The 16,089-nt window shown below is 41.1% G+C and carries 15 protein-coding genes and 1 riboswitch; of the genes, 9 read left to right on the top strand and 6 right to left on the bottom strand.

The annotated features are described in order from the left end of the window. Positions 1-2: 2 nt before the first annotated feature. From pip to PSI23_RS04955, 3 genes are all read right to left on the bottom strand, one after another. Positions 3-956: a prolyl aminopeptidase gene (gene pip / locus PSI23_RS04965; protein WP_273554043.1), complete on the bottom strand. Its 954-nt coding sequence runs from the start codon at positions 954-956 to the stop codon at positions 3-5. A gap of 80 nt (positions 957-1,036) precedes the next feature. Continuing rightward, complete coding sequence (gene yebF / locus PSI23_RS04960) at positions 1,037-1,408, bottom strand: protein YebF (RefSeq protein WP_273554042.1); 372 nt, start codon at positions 1,406-1,408, stop codon at positions 1,037-1,039. Positions 1,409-1,510: 102 nt separating this feature from the next. Next, the gene (locus PSI23_RS04955; RefSeq protein WP_273554041.1) at positions 1,511-1,693 is read right to left on the bottom strand and encodes a YoaH family protein; all 183 of its coding nucleotides are present in this window, start codon (positions 1,691-1,693) and stop codon (positions 1,511-1,513) included. A 150-nt stretch (positions 1,694-1,843) separates the two neighbouring features. Between PSI23_RS04955 and pabB the strand changes: the two genes are divergently transcribed. From pabB to mntP, 8 genes are all read left to right on the top strand, one after another. Then, on the top strand, positions 1,844-3,214 hold the full coding sequence (pabB, locus tag PSI23_RS04950; protein WP_273554040.1) for an aminodeoxychorismate synthase component 1: 1,371 nt from the start codon (positions 1,844-1,846) through the stop codon (positions 3,212-3,214). After that, positions 3,211-3,780, top strand: a complete 570-nt coding sequence (locus tag PSI23_RS04945; protein WP_273554039.1) for a CoA pyrophosphatase — start codon at positions 3,211-3,213, stop codon at positions 3,778-3,780. Before pabB ends, PSI23_RS04945 begins: the two co-directional genes overlap by 4 nt. A gap of 169 nt (positions 3,781-3,949) precedes the next feature. Further along, the gene (locus PSI23_RS04940; protein ID WP_273554038.1) at positions 3,950-5,314 is read left to right on the top strand and encodes an L-serine ammonia-lyase; all 1,365 of its coding nucleotides are present in this window, start codon (positions 3,950-3,952) and stop codon (positions 5,312-5,314) included. A gap of 541 nt (positions 5,315-5,855) precedes the next feature. Continuing rightward, positions 5,856-6,830 (top strand): PTS mannose transporter subunit IIAB, encoded by a 975-nt coding sequence (gene manX, locus PSI23_RS04935; RefSeq protein WP_273554037.1) that lies wholly within the window; start codon positions 5,856-5,858, stop codon positions 6,828-6,830. A gap of 83 nt (positions 6,831-6,913) precedes the next feature. Beyond that, entirely contained in the window at positions 6,914-7,711 is a 798-nt protein-coding gene (locus PSI23_RS04930) for a PTS mannose/fructose/sorbose transporter subunit IIC (protein WP_273554036.1), read from the top strand. 13 nt (positions 7,712-7,724) lie between these two features. Next, complete coding sequence (locus tag PSI23_RS04925) at positions 7,725-8,582, top strand: PTS mannose transporter subunit IID (RefSeq protein WP_273554035.1); 858 nt, start codon at positions 7,725-7,727, stop codon at positions 8,580-8,582. 98 nt (positions 8,583-8,680) lie between these two features. After that, positions 8,681-9,139 (top strand): DUF986 family protein, encoded by a 459-nt coding sequence (locus PSI23_RS04920; RefSeq protein WP_273554034.1) that lies wholly within the window; start codon positions 8,681-8,683, stop codon positions 9,137-9,139. Between the two features lie 153 nt (positions 9,140-9,292). Continuing rightward, a riboswitch (yybP-ykoY riboswitch) is annotated at positions 9,293-9,420 on the top strand. A gap of 143 nt (positions 9,421-9,563) precedes the next feature. Further along, a complete protein-coding gene (gene mntP, locus PSI23_RS04915; protein ID WP_273554033.1) occupies positions 9,564-10,148 on the top strand; it encodes a manganese efflux pump MntP in 585 nt (194 codons plus the stop codon). Between the two features lie 152 nt (positions 10,149-10,300). Here mntP and rlmA read toward each other — a convergent pair whose 3' ends face one another. The 3 genes from rlmA to uhpB form a co-directional block, all read right to left on the bottom strand. Next, positions 10,301-11,146: a 23S rRNA (guanine(745)-N(1))-methyltransferase gene (gene rlmA / locus PSI23_RS04910; protein ID WP_273554032.1), complete on the bottom strand. Its 846-nt coding sequence runs from the start codon at positions 11,144-11,146 to the stop codon at positions 10,301-10,303. Between the two features lie 315 nt (positions 11,147-11,461). Then, complete coding sequence (locus tag PSI23_RS04905) at positions 11,462-12,796, bottom strand: MFS transporter (protein WP_273554031.1); 1,335 nt, start codon at positions 12,794-12,796, stop codon at positions 11,462-11,464. A 9-nt stretch (positions 12,797-12,805) separates the two neighbouring features. After that, positions 12,806-14,362, bottom strand: a complete 1,557-nt coding sequence (gene uhpB / locus PSI23_RS04900; protein ID WP_273554030.1) for a signal transduction histidine-protein kinase/phosphatase UhpB — start codon at positions 14,360-14,362, stop codon at positions 12,806-12,808. Between the two features lie 158 nt (positions 14,363-14,520). Here uhpB and PSI23_RS04895 point away from each other — a divergent pair, with 158 nt between their 5' ends. Beyond that, positions 14,521-15,615: a site-specific integrase gene (locus tag PSI23_RS04895; RefSeq protein ID WP_273554029.1), complete on the top strand. Its 1,095-nt coding sequence runs from the start codon at positions 14,521-14,523 to the stop codon at positions 15,613-15,615. Positions 15,616-16,089: the final 474 nt, after the last annotated feature.

Here is a 16,089-nt window from a genome sequence, read left to right as displayed (position 1 = left end):
AGCTATTTTCCAACAAACTTATCAGTCGCCTTGATTAGTTGGTGCAAAATACCCGCTTCATCAAAAGAGTGGCCAGCACCTTCCACAATACACAACTCAGCCTCCGGCCATGCCTTTGCCAAATCCCATGCATTCTGTACCTGACATGCCATATCATAGCGTCCATGTATAATCACGGCGGGGATATGCCTGATTACATCAATATGATCCAGCAATTGCTGAGTTTCATCTATAAAACCATTATTGATAAAGTAATGATTTTCAATGCGTGCAAATGCCAAAGCAAAATTATTTTCTGAGAAAGAACCTGAGCTTTCAGAAGGCAATAATGTTACCGTTTCGCCTTCCCAAAGACTCCATAAACGCGCTGCTTCCAACTGTACTTGCAGATTTTCACTTGTCAGCCGTTTATTATAGGCAGCTATCACATCTTTACGCTCTTCTTCCGATAGGATAGATAAAGTACGTTCCCATTTTTCTGGGAAAAAACGAGAAGCGCCTTCTTGATAATACCAATTCAACTCTTGTGGACGGAGCAGAAAAATTCCCCTCAGCACCAATTCTGATACACTATCCGGATGTTTTTCAGCGTAAGCCAAAGACAATGTTGATCCCCATGACCCACCAAAAACCAGCCATTTCTCAACTCCCATCAAATTACGCAGCCGTTCAAGATCCTCTATCAAGTGCCAGGTTGTATTATTTTCCAGACTAGCGTGGGGCTTAGAACGCCCACAGCCACGCTGATCAAATAACATAATATGGTAGCGTTCTGGATCAAATAACTGGCGATGATAGTTTGCGATCCCACCACCAGGGCCACCATGAATGAATACTGCGGGTTTACCTTTCGGGTCCCCACATAATTCCCAATAAATCTGGTGTCCGTCTCCTGTATCTAAACACCCTGTTTGATACGCATCATAAGCAGGATAGAGTTTTCGTTGTTCCACCATAAAGCCTCTTCACTCTTTAAACAAAACGGGATACCTTCCCAATATCCCGCACATATTTAAAAGATAACGTGACAAATTATTTATTTTACTTCACTATAACTAATTGACTCTTTTTGGCAATCAATTGTGACACTGTAACTTTTGTCCTTTTTTGTACCCCGGACAATAAGTGGAACCTGCAAAGAGTTTGTATCACCAGTAATATCATTGACATTTACCCATGCAATCAGTTTTGCAGTACCTAATTGCTTTCTGTCTTTATCCCAGTGATTAATACGATGTTGTAAAAAATCTTGCTTAACCTGTGCCGCTACTTGATCTTTGGTTAAATTTTTACAAGAAATAAACTTTGCCACACGCTCATTCTCAGCAGCCGTTACAGTGAACGAAACAGAAAGCAGAACACCTGCACTCAATAAACCAATACGACGAATAAACTGATTTGCCTTCATTATTACCTCCTATTACCATCCAAATAATATGGATTAAAAGTTTCGGTAAATTAACATGTAGTAGAAAGTAATTATGTGAGTTTTGTTAAAAATGCGTTGCAACTATTCTTCATCATCCTCAAATAAAACATGGATCTGCTCATTATCTTGATGATTTTCACGTAATTCCTGAGCTACGATGACAATGGCTTCTCCACTGCTCATCCCTTCTGAAATGAGCTGATGGATCCTTTCTACAGCAGCTTGCTGCTCTTCATGGGATAATGCTGGCATACCTGAAAACATAGCTATAACCTCAAACAAAATATAACGATTAATGGCAAATGGCGATTATAGCCTTTTTTATCCCAAGTCAGGAGTAAGATTGTGTGATAATCTCCGCGGATTAATATGTTATTTCTTGTGAATTTGCCAAATACCAACACTGATTCCGTCATGAAAATTGCATTACAAAAACGACAACTACCTTATTCTCCTAATCTTGCTATTCACTATTTTGCTCCCCTTTCTGCATTACCTTGGGCCATGTTGCTACATTCTGGAACTGCGGAACATCCACATAATCGATTTGATATTCTCGTCGCAGAACCTGTGACAACACTTGTTACCCAAAGAGAATCGACCGAAATTAATCATAATGGTAAGGTTTCTCTTTCTCAGGAAGATCCCTTCCTGCTATTAAAAGAACATCTTCGTACCTATGATATCAATGCTCAGTTTGATCCTGACCTACCTTTTCAAGGAGGGGCATTAGGTATATGGGGATACGATCTCGGGCGACGCATCGAAAAATTACCCGAATTAGCCGTCAATGAACTGAATTTTCCCGATATGGCCATGGGTATCTACGATTGGGGTTTGATTATTGATCATCAGCTACAGAGAGCGACATTACTGAGCTACCACAATATTGACGAACGACTGACATGGTTAGAGTCTCTGCGAGAAAATAAAAAAGAAGACTTTACTCTGACAAGTCAATGGCAATCCAACATGGCAGCACAGCAATACCAAGAAAAAATTGCTCAAATCCATCGCTATCTACGAGATGGAGATTGCTATCAAGTCAATTTATCGCAGCGGTTCCATGCCAATTATAAGGGAGATGAATGGCAAGCATTTACCCAGCTCAATGAGAGTAACCGTGCTCCCTTCTCTGCCTTTATCCGTTTACCTGAACACTGCGTTATCAGTGTTTCACCTGAACGCTTTATTCTTTTGGAAGACAATCACATTCAGACCCGTCCGATAAAAGGAACATTGCCACGATTGGAAGATCCTGCAGAAGATCAGCTACAAGCAAAAAAATTAGCCAATTCACGAAAAGATCGCGCTGAAAACCTGATGATTGTTGACCTACTGAGAAATGACATTGGGCGGGTTGCGATACCAGGCTCTGTCAAAGTACCTGAGTTATTTATTGTTGAGCCTTTTCCGGCAGTACACCATCTTGTCAGCACCATAACAGCAGTTTTGCCTGATATCTATCATGCTACTGATTTACTCCGCGCTTGTTTTCCTGGTGGTTCAATTACTGGCGCCCCTAAAATTCGAGCCATGGAAATCATTGAAGAGTTAGAACCGCATCGCAGACATGGATATTGCGGTGCTATTGGCTATATTAGTTTCTGCGGTACAATGGACAGCAATATTACCATCCGTACCTTACTGACAGAAAAAGGAAAAATTTACTGTTGGGCAGGTGGCGGTATAGTCGCAGACAGCATCGCTGAAAAAGAATATCAGGAAGCATTTGATAAACTCGGACGAATCTTACCTCAATTAGGGGAACTCTATATACCATGATATCGATTTCTGACTTCATCCATCGGTTTCAATTACAACTTCCTGCACACCCAGCACATTTGCCGAGCAACCAACGGAATGCCGCAGTATTATTACCGATTATATGTAAGCCAGAACCAACGTTGTTATTCACCCAACGTTCTGCAAATCTTCGCTCTCACGCAGGACAAATTGCTTTTCCGGGCGGAGCAGCAGATCCTGAAGACCCTTCCCTTATTGCCACTGCCTTGCGTGAGGCAGAAGAAGAAGTCAGTTTACCGCAAGATAAAGTGCAAATATTGGGGCAATTAGCCCCTTTAGATAGTATTGGAGGTTATTGTGTCACTCCAGTAATCGGGCTAATTTCCGAGCCCATTTCTTTTCAGACAAACCCCGCAGAAGTAGCAAACATTTTTGAAATTCCACTGTTTGATGCGCTTTCCCTTCCCCATTATCGGTATCTGGATATAAAACGCCGTAACCGACAGCACCGAGTCTATTTTTATTGGCACCAAAAGCATATGATTTGGGGATTAACTGCCGCCATTATTTATCGCTTAGCACAACAAGTTCAAAAAACACCTTGAATTGGACACAAAACGCTATAAAACTGTGCATTATTTATCCATAATCATATCAATTGCTATTATAATTAAAAAAAAACTGTAAACTCCTTTATCAACACTACTAAATAACAGTAAAGTAGCGCGCTTTAATATATATAACTATATCTCTTTCTTCTTAAAGGAGTCTGGCGTGATTAGCGTTTTCGACATGTTTAAGGTGGGTATTGGCCCATCCAGCTCTCATACTGTTGGTCCTATGAAAGCAGGCAAACAATTTGTCGATGATCTTGTAAACCAGGGAGTAATGTCCTCTATCACGCGTGTAGCTGTTGATATATACGGCTCACTTTCATTAACCGGAAAAGGTCACCATACGGATATCGCTATCATCATGGGTCTGGCGGGTAATATGCCAGCAACCGTTGATATTGATTCAATTCCAGGTTTTATTCGTGATGTTGAGCGAACTCAACGTTTGCCATTGGCAAACGGTTTACAGGAAGTCGATTTTCCTCGCGATGGCGGTATGAACTTCCGTAGCGATAACCTATCACTGCACGAAAACGGCATGCAAATTCATGCGTTCGCTGGTGATAAAAAAATCTACAGCAAAACCTACTACTCTATCGGTGGTGGTTTCATTGTTGATGAAGAACATTTTGGCAAGCCATCCCAAAATACCAGACCTGTTTCTTACCCATACAGCTCCGCGGCAGAACTGCTGATGAACTGTAGCAAAACAGGTTTGTCCGTTTCTGGCTTGATGATGAAAAATGAATTGGATTTACACAGCAAAGAAGAAATCGCTGAGTATTTCGCAGATGTATGGGCAACCATGCAAGCCTGTATCGATCGTGGTCTGACCACAGAAGGGGTTTTGCCAGGCCCATTACGTGTTCCTCGTCGCGCAGCAGCATTACATCGTATGCTGACATCATCGAACAAATTGTCCAATGACCCAATGAATGTTGTTGATTTAATCAATATGTTTGCATTGGCCGTCAATGAAGAAAATGCCGCTGGTGGCCGTGTTGTTACAGCACCAACCAATGGCGCATGTGGGATCGTCCCTGCCGTTTTGGCCTATTACAACCACTGTATTGAGCCAGTAACACCAGAATTGTATACCCGCTATTTCCTGGCTTCTGGTGCAGTCGGTATCTTATATAAGATGAATGCCTCTATTTCTGGCGCTGAAGTCGGCTGTCAGGGTGAAGTTGGTGTTGCTTGCTCTATGGCAGCAGCCGGCCTTGCAGAATTACTTGGGGGTAGCCCTGAGCAGGTATGCATCGCAGCAGAAATTGGCATGGAACATAACCTTGGCCTGACTTGTGACCCTGTTGCAGGCCAAGTGCAAGTTCCTTGTATTGAACGTAATGCTATTGCGTCAGTCAAGGCAATCAATGCTTCTCGTATGGCAATGCGCCGTACCAGTGAACCACGTGTTTCACTCGATAAGGTCATTGAAACCATGTATGAAACTGGTAAAGATATGAACGCGAAATACCGTGAAACTTCACGCGGCGGCTTAGCAATAAAAGTTCAGTGTGACTAATACAAAATATCACTTATTCATCCTGTAATGAGTGATATTGTTGCCTATCTTTGCTACATCTACAGTCTATCTGAAATAATATCCCTTCTATTCGGTAGGGATATTTTTTTGGCTGAAACGAATTACTAAAGTACATTATTTTCCATTTCGCGATAAAAACATCACAATTTTTTTATCAAAAAATTAATAAAATGTTACCGGAAACAGATGTAAATCCCTATTCACAATAAATATACAATATTAAAAAATAAAATTTTACAATTAATTAGTATAAAATCTTATTTTGGCCTATCAAAACAGTCTATCTTAATTTTTCTGACTGATAGCAATTTTCTTGAAGGCTTCAAATGATAATCTAACGACATATTTTCTTATGTAACGAAATATAAAACCATACGAAATGAAATTTTGAGATAGATTTTCGATACAGTTTCATATTCACAACTATCCTATTCATTGATAGAAGATTCAATACATTAGAAATATTGAGTATGTGCTTGCAGTAGGTTTGAATTCAATTGTTAAAGAAAGGGGAAAACAAGTGAGTATAGCCATTATGATTGGCACACACGGGGCTGCGGCAGAACAACTGCTTCATACCACAGAGATGTTGATTGGAGAGCAAGAAAATGTTTCTTATATCGACTTTGTGCCCGGTGAAAATGCTGATACATTATTCGATAAATACAATAAAAAACTAGAATCGCTTGATACAGAACAAGGAGTTCTGTTTTTTGTCGATACTTGGGGTGGCAGCCCATTCAATGCCGCAAACCGTATCGTTGTTGATAAAGACAACTACGAAATCATCACCGGTGTAAACATTCCGATGCTTGTTGAAGCTTTCATGTGTCGTGACGATGATCCATCCATGGAAGAGCTGGTTTCTGTTGCATTAGAAGCTGGGAAAGAAGGAGTTCGAGCCCTTAAAACAGAGCAAGCCGAAGAGCCAGCAAAATCCGAACCTGTCAAACCAGCCATTGCACCTGCTTCAGCAACCACTGTGTCACCAACTACTGCTGCGGGCGGTCATATGAAGATTGCCCTCGCCCGCATTGATGATCGCCTTATTCACGGTCAAGTTGCCACCCGTTGGACTAAAGAAACTAACGTCAAGCGTATCATTGTGGTTAGTGATGAAGTTGCTCAAGATACTGTTCGTTCGACTTTGTTGAAACAAGTCGCACCTCCCGGCGTCAGCGCCCACGTCATAGACGTTGCCAAGTGCGTCCGGGTTTACAACAACCCCAAATATGCTGGTGAACGTGTCATGCTGCTATTTACCAATCCAACAGATGTCCTGCGTATTGTAGAAGACGGCGTAAATATCGAATCTATAAACATCGGTGGCATGGCTTTCCGTCAAGGAAAAACCCAGATCAATAATGCGATTTCCGTTGATGGGACTGACATTGAGGCCTTTGAAAAACTGAACTCTCGTGGCATAGAACTTGAAGCCCGCAAAGTTGCCAGTGATACCCGTTTAAACATGATGGATTTACTGAAAAAAGTTTAACAATAAAAACAGATGTCATTTTACTAACCATTACTCAATAACGAAATGCTTACCAAATTACATTTGGTTACAGGAGAAAGACAATGGAAATTACCGTTGTTCAACTTGTGTTGATATTCATCGTTGCCTGTATCGCAGGTATGGATTCGATTCTTGATGAATTTCAATTTCACCGCCCATTGATCGCTTGTACATTAATCGGCTTAGTGCTTGGCGATATAAAATCCGGCATTATCATCGGCGGTACACTGGAAATGATTGCCCTTGGCTGGATGAATATCGGTGCGGCCGTCGCCCCCGATGCAGCACTGGCGTCCATCATTTCAACCATTCTGGTTATCGCAGGTGGGCAAGATGTTGGTGCCGGTATCGCACTGGCTATTCCACTGGCAGCAGCAGGCCAGGTTCTGACTATCATTGTCCGTACCCTGACTGTTGGTTTCCAGCACGCAGCCGACAAGGCAGCAGAAAACGGCAATCTTCGTGCTATCAGCGCCCTTCATATTTCTGCGTTGTTACTTCAGGCAATGCGTATTGCTCTTCCGGCATTGGTTGTGGCGCTGTCTGTCGGCACTTCCGAAGTCCAAAATATGCTGAATTCTATTCCAGAAGTTGTCACTACTGGCCTCAATATCGCAGGTGGAATGATTGTTGTTGTTGGTTATGCAATGGTAATTAATATGATGCGTGCCGGCTACTTGATGCCTTTCTTTTACCTGGGTTTCGTGGCCGCAGTATATATCCACAATCTCGTTATACTTGGTATCGCCGGCGCTGTCTTGGCGATCCTGTATATCCAGCTTAGCCCTAAATACAATCAATCACAGGTAGCTGCACCTGCCGGCAATACCCCAAATGACCTTGATAACGAATTAGATTAAGAGGATGAACAACATGTCAGAGACAAAAAACATGGGCCAGAAAAAACTGACACAAAGCGATATTCGTGGCGTTTTCCTCCGCTCTAATCTGTTTCAGGGCTCATGGAACTTTGAACGCATGCAGGCACTGGGATTTTGCTTCTCAATGGTTCCTGCTATTCGCCGCTTGTATCCCGAAAATACTGAAGAACGCAAACAGGCTATCAAACGCCATCTGGAATTCTTTAATACTCATCCTTATGTAGCGGCACCTATCCTTGGTGTCACTATGGCAATGGAGGAACAGCGTGCCAATGGTGCCGACATTGATGACGGTGCTATAAACGGGATCAAAGTCGGTTTGATGGGACCGTTGGCTGGCGTTGGTGATCCCATTTTCTGGGGCACCGTCCGACCTGTTTTTGCCGCATTGGGTGCCGGTATTGCGATGAGTGGTAGTATGATGGGGCCTATACTGTTCTTTATCTTATTCAACCTGGTACGTTTTCTGACCCGTTATTACGGCGTAGCCTATGGTTATAAGAAGGGAATGGATATCGTTAAAGATATGGGTGGCGGTTTCCTGCAAAAAATGACAGAGGGGGCGTCAATATTAGGCCTGTTTGTTATGGGGGCCTTGGTTAATAGTTGGACTAAAGTCAATATCCCTTTCGTTATTTCCAAAGTGCCTGATCCAACAACAGGTGAGATTAAAGTCACGACTATTCAAACCATCCTAGACCAATTACTGCCTGGTATTGCCCCACTACTACTGACATTTGGTTGTATGTGGCTATTACGGAAAAAAGTCAATCCCTTATGGATTATTATCGGTTTCTTTGTTATAGGCATCGTCGGTTACCACCTTGGTTTCCTGGGCATAGCCAAATAATCAGATTGGCAAACATTTTTAATTAGAAACATTGGGGAGGAAAAATTCCTCCCCATTTATTGTAAGTTATATCATTGATTATAAGATCAGGGGATAAAATGAGCTTGAATGATATCGTCTTGATAGTTTTGATTGTGTTAATGCTCGCTTTTGCGATTTATGATGAATTTATTATCAATCAGCTCAAAGGCAAGACGTTGTTAAATATTAAACTTAAAAGAAAACATCGGATTGACGCCCTGATCTTTATCATTTTAATTTCCATCATTATTTATAATAATGTTATATCGCACGGTAACCCATTCACTACCTATTTATTATCATTTATCATACTGGTGACACTGTATTTAGGATATATTCGCTCACCAAAACTAATTCTTAAAAAATACGGTTTTTATCATGCCAACCGTTTTTTTTCTTATGAAAAAATTAAAGCAATGAACTTATCTGAAGATGGCATTCTCATGATGGATTTAGAGCAACACAAAATATACATATCTGTAACAAATTTGGATGATTTAGAAAAAATTTATCAATTCCTTGTCAGCAATAAATAATTTCACTTATTTTAATGCCAGATAGATAAGATCAATAAGTTACATTGGTCTTATTTACCCCCAAAATAAACATAGATAATGATAAGCATTATCATTTGTATATTTAAAATATAACAAAATATTTTTTGCCTTTTATTCTGAATATGATATTGTCCGCTGCAGTCATTGGGGAGTAGCCTGTTCCAGAAAATATCTGGAAAATTCGTATCAACATACTCGTTTAAAATAAAACGTGGTACGAATGACCAAATAACCTAATAAAATCTAGGTTTTTATGCTCTACAGATTACAAGTGACAGCTAACAAAGCGGAAACTTGAAAGATAACGGGTATAAATCGGTTGGCAAGACCATAGACACATAACAGCACCATTGGTTGGGGGTGTGTTGTGTGGATATGGAATCACCCAGCCGAGGCTATTTTGATGAATCTCTATGCAACACTTATTCTCGCGTTCGCCCTTTCCATGGATGCTTTTGCCGCTGCCATAGGAAAAGGAGCCGCCCTTCACCGACCTCATTTCCGCGAAGCTATCCGCACAGGTATCATCTTTGGTCTGGTTGAAGCCTGTACTCCTTTAATCGGATGGTCATTGGGCCTGTATGCCAGCCAATACATTCTGGAATGGGATCATTGGATTGCCTTTTCATTGCTGTTAATTCTTGGCTGCCGAATGATCATGAACAGTTTCAAACATGAACCTGAAACTTCCTCTAAGGCCCCTTCTCAACGTCATAGTTCAGTGACATTAGTCCTCACTGCTATTGCAACCAGTCTGGACGCGATGGCAATTGGTGTCGGCCTTGCCTTCCTGCAAGTTGATATTCTACACACAGCCATGACCATCGGCCTCATGACCATGATTATGGCTACATTAGGCATGTTAATTGGTCGCTATATTGGCCCGTTATTAGGTAAAAGAGCCGAGTTGGTTGGAGGATTAGTCTTAATTGCTATTGGCTTCAATATATTATTCGAGCACCTTAAATTATTTATGTATGCGGAATAAGCTATTATTTATGCCAATGATCTGGAGTAATATATGCTTTCGTCTTTCTAGTGGCAGCTTTATTGGCTGAAATTCAAAATCCATTAGGCATAGTGCGCACATAATTACGCCAGATCTACGATCTCATAAAAGTGACAGTAATCTTTTTATTATCAAATACGTCGATACATTTTTAACGTGAAATCTGCTTCACAATTGAACTGTTTTTTCGAAATCAAATGTGCTTTAACTTCTTCTGATGCCCGCCAAGCAAAAGGTGTCATCTGCAATAAATTATGCGCTTGTTCACCATCCAATGACATTGCATAAGCCAGCGTTTCAGTTGAAACCAATTCAAACTCACTCCAGTGCTCCTGATTCTCAGGATGTAAATGCACTTCCTGATAAATTAATTCCTTCAATTGATACAGATGGCGAGGGCCTGGCGTTACCGTCAAAACGATACCATCCGTTTTCACCACTCGAGCCAATTCTGTTGCCTTGCAAGGAGCATAAATACGCAAAATACCATCCATTGAACTATCCTCAAATGGCAACCGATGGCTGGATGCTACGCAAAAATTAACCTCAGGATAACGCTTGGCGCCATAACGGACAGCAACTTTCGCCACATCCAATCCATACACCACCAAATCTCGCTGAAGATTCAACTGCTCCTGAACCGCTGCTGTGTAATAACCTTCTCCACAACCAATATCCAACAAAGTATTAGCATGTTCTGGTAAATATTCGCTAAGTAATTCAATAGCTTTTTGTTGCAGCGCCCGATAATGGCCTGAATGCAAAAATGCCCTTCTTGCTTGCATCATTTCCACACTATCACCCGGCTCTTTTGAGCGTTTATGCTGAACAGGCAGTAAATTGACATACCCTTCTTTTGCGCAATCGAACTGATGATTATTTTCGCAATGCCATTGGGAGTTAGCAGATTGGAGGTTAGTGGATTGGTAGTTAGCAAACAGTAATGGTAAGTGGCATAAAGGACATTGATAAGACATAACATTCCGGCGGATAGGAAAAATCGGGGGCGTACTATACCATGTTTTTAAAATCCAAACCTTGCATCCCATTATTTTGCTAAAGTGAAAAAATTGAATTGACTATTTTTAACACTAAACTTGTTGTTTTTTATTACTATAAAATAACATCTTACTTACAAACAGGAAGACATGACTGTGAATTTTGGGAAATAACCAAAGATGAATGGTGTCATAGATAGTAAGCCCATACTAAATCTACACATTTAATATCTATATCCTCCGTCTTTCAAGTTGCCTCTTTGTTGGCTGCGCTCACTCACCCCAGCCACATAGTTATCTATACTCCTGTACTTTCTGTCGAGGAAACTGGGCTTGCAGGAACGGAAGTAATAATAAACCTATCATTACTGCGCAGACAGAAATGGTAATAAATAACCCCGTCCAATGGTAATGCTCTAAAATAACGGCAAAAGGATAACCGGCAAGTGCAGCCCCTGTATAGGCAAAGAGACCAACAAATCCTGTGGCTGCTCCCGCAGAATCTTTATGCGAACATTCCGCAGCCGCCATTCCAATCAACAATTGTGGGCCAAAAACGAAAAAGCCAATGGTAAAAAAGCCTATTGATTGAAAAATCAAATTAGTCATAGGCATTAACCATAAGGCTGCCACTGATAAAAAAATACCCGTTGCAAATATCAAGTTCATCGGCCCACGATTGCCGCCAAACACTTTGTCAGATCCCCATCCTGCAACCAGTGACCCCATAAATCCACCGACTTCAAAAAGTGACAATACTGCATTTGCACTCACTAAATCATAATGATGATATTCTGTCAGATAGACATTTCCCCAATCATTAATAACAGTACGAACGAGATATACCAGAACGTAACTAAATGAAAGCAGCCAAATATACTTATTGCAAAAAACATAAGTTTTCAGGATTTCTTTGGTAGTTAACCCTTGCCCTTGATCTTCGTGCACCTTTTCCAAATGATCATTACGAAATTGACCAATGGTCGGTAACCCCATTGTGGTAGGCTTGTCACGTAATCGCCAACATAAAAATACTCCGGTCAAAATACCTAAACAACCCGGCACAATAAACCCTTCTCGCCAGCTAACATGTAACGTCAAGAAACTGACAAATAATGCAATCAATGCACTACCTACATGATGTGAAGTATTCCATAGAGACCACCAAAAACCACGTTCTGAGCGAGAATACCAACTGGTGAGTAATTTAGCGCATGACGGTGAACCCCATCCCTGAAACCATGCATTTAAAATCCACAGAAAGGCAAACATTACAATCGAACTGGACAAACCAAAAAAGATATTAATAATCCCTGTGGCAATTAACCCTATTCCCATAAAATAACGCGGATTGGAGCGGTCAGAAATAATGCCGGAAAGGAATTTAGAGCAACCATATGTGATATAAAACAGCGTGCCAATAAGGCCAATTTCCGCTTTATCAAGGCCGAGATCAGTTATCATGGCAGGCACTGCATAATTAAAATTTTTACGGGTAAAATAAAATAATGCATATCCTATATAAAGGTTCAACATAATATGCAAGCGCCAGTAACGATACTGTTCTCCGATTTCTCCATCATATAAATACTTGTCATTTAATGGCTTGGTTTGCGAAAAAACTGTCATGTCCCTACCTTAAAATTTAGGCAAAATAATAGACAAATCCGTTCCTGAAGATGTCGAATCACCTTGTCGTTTTTCACCGTGAATGGAGAATTTTCCACCGAGAGCCTGCACACGTTCCCGCATACCACGTAAACCAAATCCTTTCATATGATCTTCGGCTTTACAGCCAATACCATTATCTTGAATCAATAAATGGATCATATCTTTGACAGAAAAATGCAGCTCAATACGATCCGCTTGAGAATATTTCATGGCATTATTCAACGCTTCCTGACAAAGGCGATATAACGTAATTTTGGTTGTATCACTTAATTGCTCAATTGCCATAACTGAATCTGTTGTCCAATGAATTTCTACTGATATGCCATGAGATTCAAATTTCATATCCCGCAATAATTGTTCTATAGCTTCTTTCAAACCGAGATCATCAAGAATTTTAGGCCGCAGCCGACTCAACAATCCTTTAGTCGTATCATAAATATTTAGGGATAGTGACTCGATCGTTTTGGCGCAATTAGCACTAATCGGTGCCACTTCTACCCGCTGGATAATATTGGCTTGTGTGCGAATAGCTGTAATATTCTGACCAATTTCATCATGCAATTCACGTGCAATCTCCCGCCTTACCGATTCTTCCGCTTTCACCAATTGACGGGACAGACTGTGATTACAATGGAGTTGACGCTTTAACTGTGCATTGAGATCACGCTGACGCTGCACAGCCACACCCAACATAATCCCAGTAACCGTTTGAACCAACAGCGATAACAAGAGATCTGTGATCTCCATATTTGATACACCACTACGTGCGGCAATCAATGCAATACTGTTCAGCAAAGTACCGACTACAGCACCTTGCCAGCCATAACGAAAAGCCAATAAGATAATTGGAATGACCAGACAAAATGGAGCAAAATAACGCAACTCATTCGGGAGGTTAACCTGAAGAAAAATATTCAGTACAAATAATAAAATATAAAGAACAACGTGTTTCAGATGAAACTGAATTTGATGTGATACAAGGTTAGCAGTCAGAGGCAGCCAAATATTTTGGAACAGGTAGTGCCATACTAAATAACACAAAGGAACCAACATGACACCGCCAGTTAAACTCACCAAGAATGCAATACTCAAAGCAGAATTATGATTGCTTATCGCCAACACATTAATAATGGAAGCTACTAGAATTACAGCTGCCATAACTGCAAATCGCTGCCATTGACTTTGACTGCCACAATAATAATGGCAAGCAAACCAAACAAGAGGGAAACTGGCTATACTGGCCGTTAATACAGTAAGCCATTGCGGCTGGCCCATTAAGAGCGCCAAACAAATAGTAAGTTTCCATTCTGCACCGTAAATAGTCATCCAATAACGCTTGGGAGTATGAAGTGCAATACCGAGACGTAAGGCAAAAGGAAAAAATAAGATAGCTAATTCAGAGTCATTGACAAAATAGTAAGCGATGACCCATAAGCAAAACCACCAACAAGAAAACAATAACCAGCCGCAAAATGAATTGATCAGATATCGATTAAATATAAAGAAAGATTTCCCAGATAACACGCTAACTCCCTGCCATTCCTTGCTATTATGCTGAATCCTTTGGATTTCTATTTTTGCTAATTTTCGTGCATTTAAGGGTATTTTAGGCTATTTTTGGATTACCAGCACCCCATACAGCACCCCATTAATATAGGGACCTGAATAGGAGAGTATCAAAGATGGCCTACTATAGCATAGAAAAGCGCCTGCGCGCAGACGGCACCACCCGTTATCGTTGTACCGTTGGCGTTAAATCTGGTGGTAAATATATTTACAGAGAAAACCGCACATTTGGAAAGCAGTCCCACGCCAAAACATGGGGTGCTATGCGGGTTGCTGAACTGGAACAAAACGGGGTCCCCTCGAATAATGATATTGAAGATTTAACTGTAGGTGACTTGTTGCACAAATACATCGCCGATCCCAATCTAGGAAAAAAAGCAGGACAAAGCAAAAAATCCGTATTGAACTCATTGTCAAAGAGTAATCTCACAAAACTTACTCTAACTGAACTTTCGGTCAGTCATATTGTTGAACATTGCAAGCAACGACATTCTACAGGAACCACCCCTACCACTATTAATCATGATATAGCTTATTTATCATCAGTCCTAAAATCAGCTAAGCCTGTTTACGATATAGACTACACCTCAAATCCCGCACATGAAGCCCGTTCAGTTTTAACCCGAATGGGGTTAATCAGTAAAAGCCAGCGGCGTAGTAGAAGACCAGAACGCGAGGAGTTAGAGAGAGTAATGGAGGTACTACGCAGAAAAGGGAGTCACCGGACAAGTCATATTCCTTACGAGGATATATTGAACTTCTCGATACTTTCCTGCATGCGCATTGGAGAAGTGTGCAGGATTAGATGGGATGATATCGATGAAAAGCAGAGGGCGGTGCTCGTAAGAGACAGGAAAGACCCCAGGAAGAAAACAGGTAATCATATGCTTGTTCCTTTACTTGGGGAGGCGTGGGATATTGTCCAAAGACAACCTAAATATGGTAGTGGGCTGATATTTCCCTACAATACAAGAAGTATATCTAATGGTTTTCACAATGCATGTGTTGAGCTAGGCATCCAAGACCTCCGCTATCACGACCTACGCAGAGAAGGAGCGAGTCGATTATTTGAAGCGGGCTTTTCCATTGAAGAAGTGGCTCAGGTTACAGGCCATCGTTCACTGAATGTATTATGGCAGGTGTATACAGAACTGTACCCGCAATCGCTGCATGAAAAATTCAACAAACTAATGCAGCAGAAAGAAGAATAATCCAAAGGGCATATTATGCCCTTTAACCTATGGGATACCTGCACAAATAAAAGGTGTTGGGGAAATCTCAATACCCAAGATGGGATATCCCACCTTGCGGCAACTATAGGGATTTCCCCAACAGTTGGCTAACTCATTGATTTTTCCGAGGCCGTCACTTTGACCCAACTATCATGATTTCCGTGGTGGTTGATTTACAGGCTGGACAAACGCAGTAAATTCACTGTATTTCAATGTGTTGCTTAGACACAACGAGCTGGACAAAACGACCTAACCCCTAAGTTATTGATTCTTTCGAGGTCCTCACTTTGGAGGAAGCCGGATAAGCCACTATCGACGAAATTCGTCGTCAGCCATTCAGTGACATACGGGAAAATCCCGCATGTACAAAAACATCAACTGCAAAAAATTTTTCAGTTGTGAAAATCTCACATGAGCAAAAAGCATGATCAACATGGTGATACCTGCACCATG

Source organism: Xenorhabdus yunnanensis (assembly GCF_028598805.1).
GTDB classification, from domain to species: domain Bacteria; phylum Pseudomonadota; class Gammaproteobacteria; order Enterobacterales; family Enterobacteriaceae; genus Xenorhabdus; species Xenorhabdus yunnanensis.
This window is presented reverse-complemented; position numbering and strand designations above follow the sequence as displayed.

Excerpts from the sequence above, each read along its gene's own strand:
- PSI23_RS04955 (WP_273554041.1), bottom strand. The coding sequence starts at position 1,693 with ATGTTTTCAGGTATGCCAGCATTATCCCATGAAGAGCAGCAAGCTGCT.
- PSI23_RS04920 (WP_273554034.1), top strand. The coding sequence starts at position 8,681 with ATGAGCTTGAATGATATCGTCTTGATAGTTTTGATTGTGTTAATGCTC.
- PSI23_RS04945 (WP_273554039.1), top strand. The coding sequence starts at position 3,211 with ATGATATCGATTTCTGACTTCATCCATCGGTTTCAATTACAACTTCCT.
- PSI23_RS04895 (WP_273554029.1), top strand. The coding sequence starts at position 14,521 with ATGGCCTACTATAGCATAGAAAAGCGCCTGCGCGCAGACGGCACCACC.
- pip (WP_273554043.1), bottom strand. The coding sequence starts at position 956 with ATGGTGGAACAACGAAAACTCTATCCTGCTTATGATGCGTATCAAACA.
- PSI23_RS04925 (WP_273554035.1), top strand. The coding sequence starts at position 7,725 with ATGTCAGAGACAAAAAACATGGGCCAGAAAAAACTGACACAAAGCGAT.
- yebF (WP_273554042.1), bottom strand. The coding sequence starts at position 1,408 with ATGAAGGCAAATCAGTTTATTCGTCGTATTGGTTTATTGAGTGCAGGT.
- pabB (WP_273554040.1), top strand. The coding sequence starts at position 1,844 with ATGAAAATTGCATTACAAAAACGACAACTACCTTATTCTCCTAATCTT.
- PSI23_RS04930 (WP_273554036.1), top strand. The coding sequence starts at position 6,914 with ATGGAAATTACCGTTGTTCAACTTGTGTTGATATTCATCGTTGCCTGT.
- mntP (WP_273554033.1), top strand. The coding sequence starts at position 9,564 with ATGAATCTCTATGCAACACTTATTCTCGCGTTCGCCCTTTCCATGGAT.
- rlmA (WP_273554032.1), bottom strand. The coding sequence starts at position 11,146 with ATGTCTTATCAATGTCCTTTATGCCACTTACCATTACTGTTTGCTAAC.
- PSI23_RS04905 (WP_273554031.1), bottom strand. The coding sequence starts at position 12,796 with ATGACAGTTTTTTCGCAAACCAAGCCATTAAATGACAAGTATTTATAT.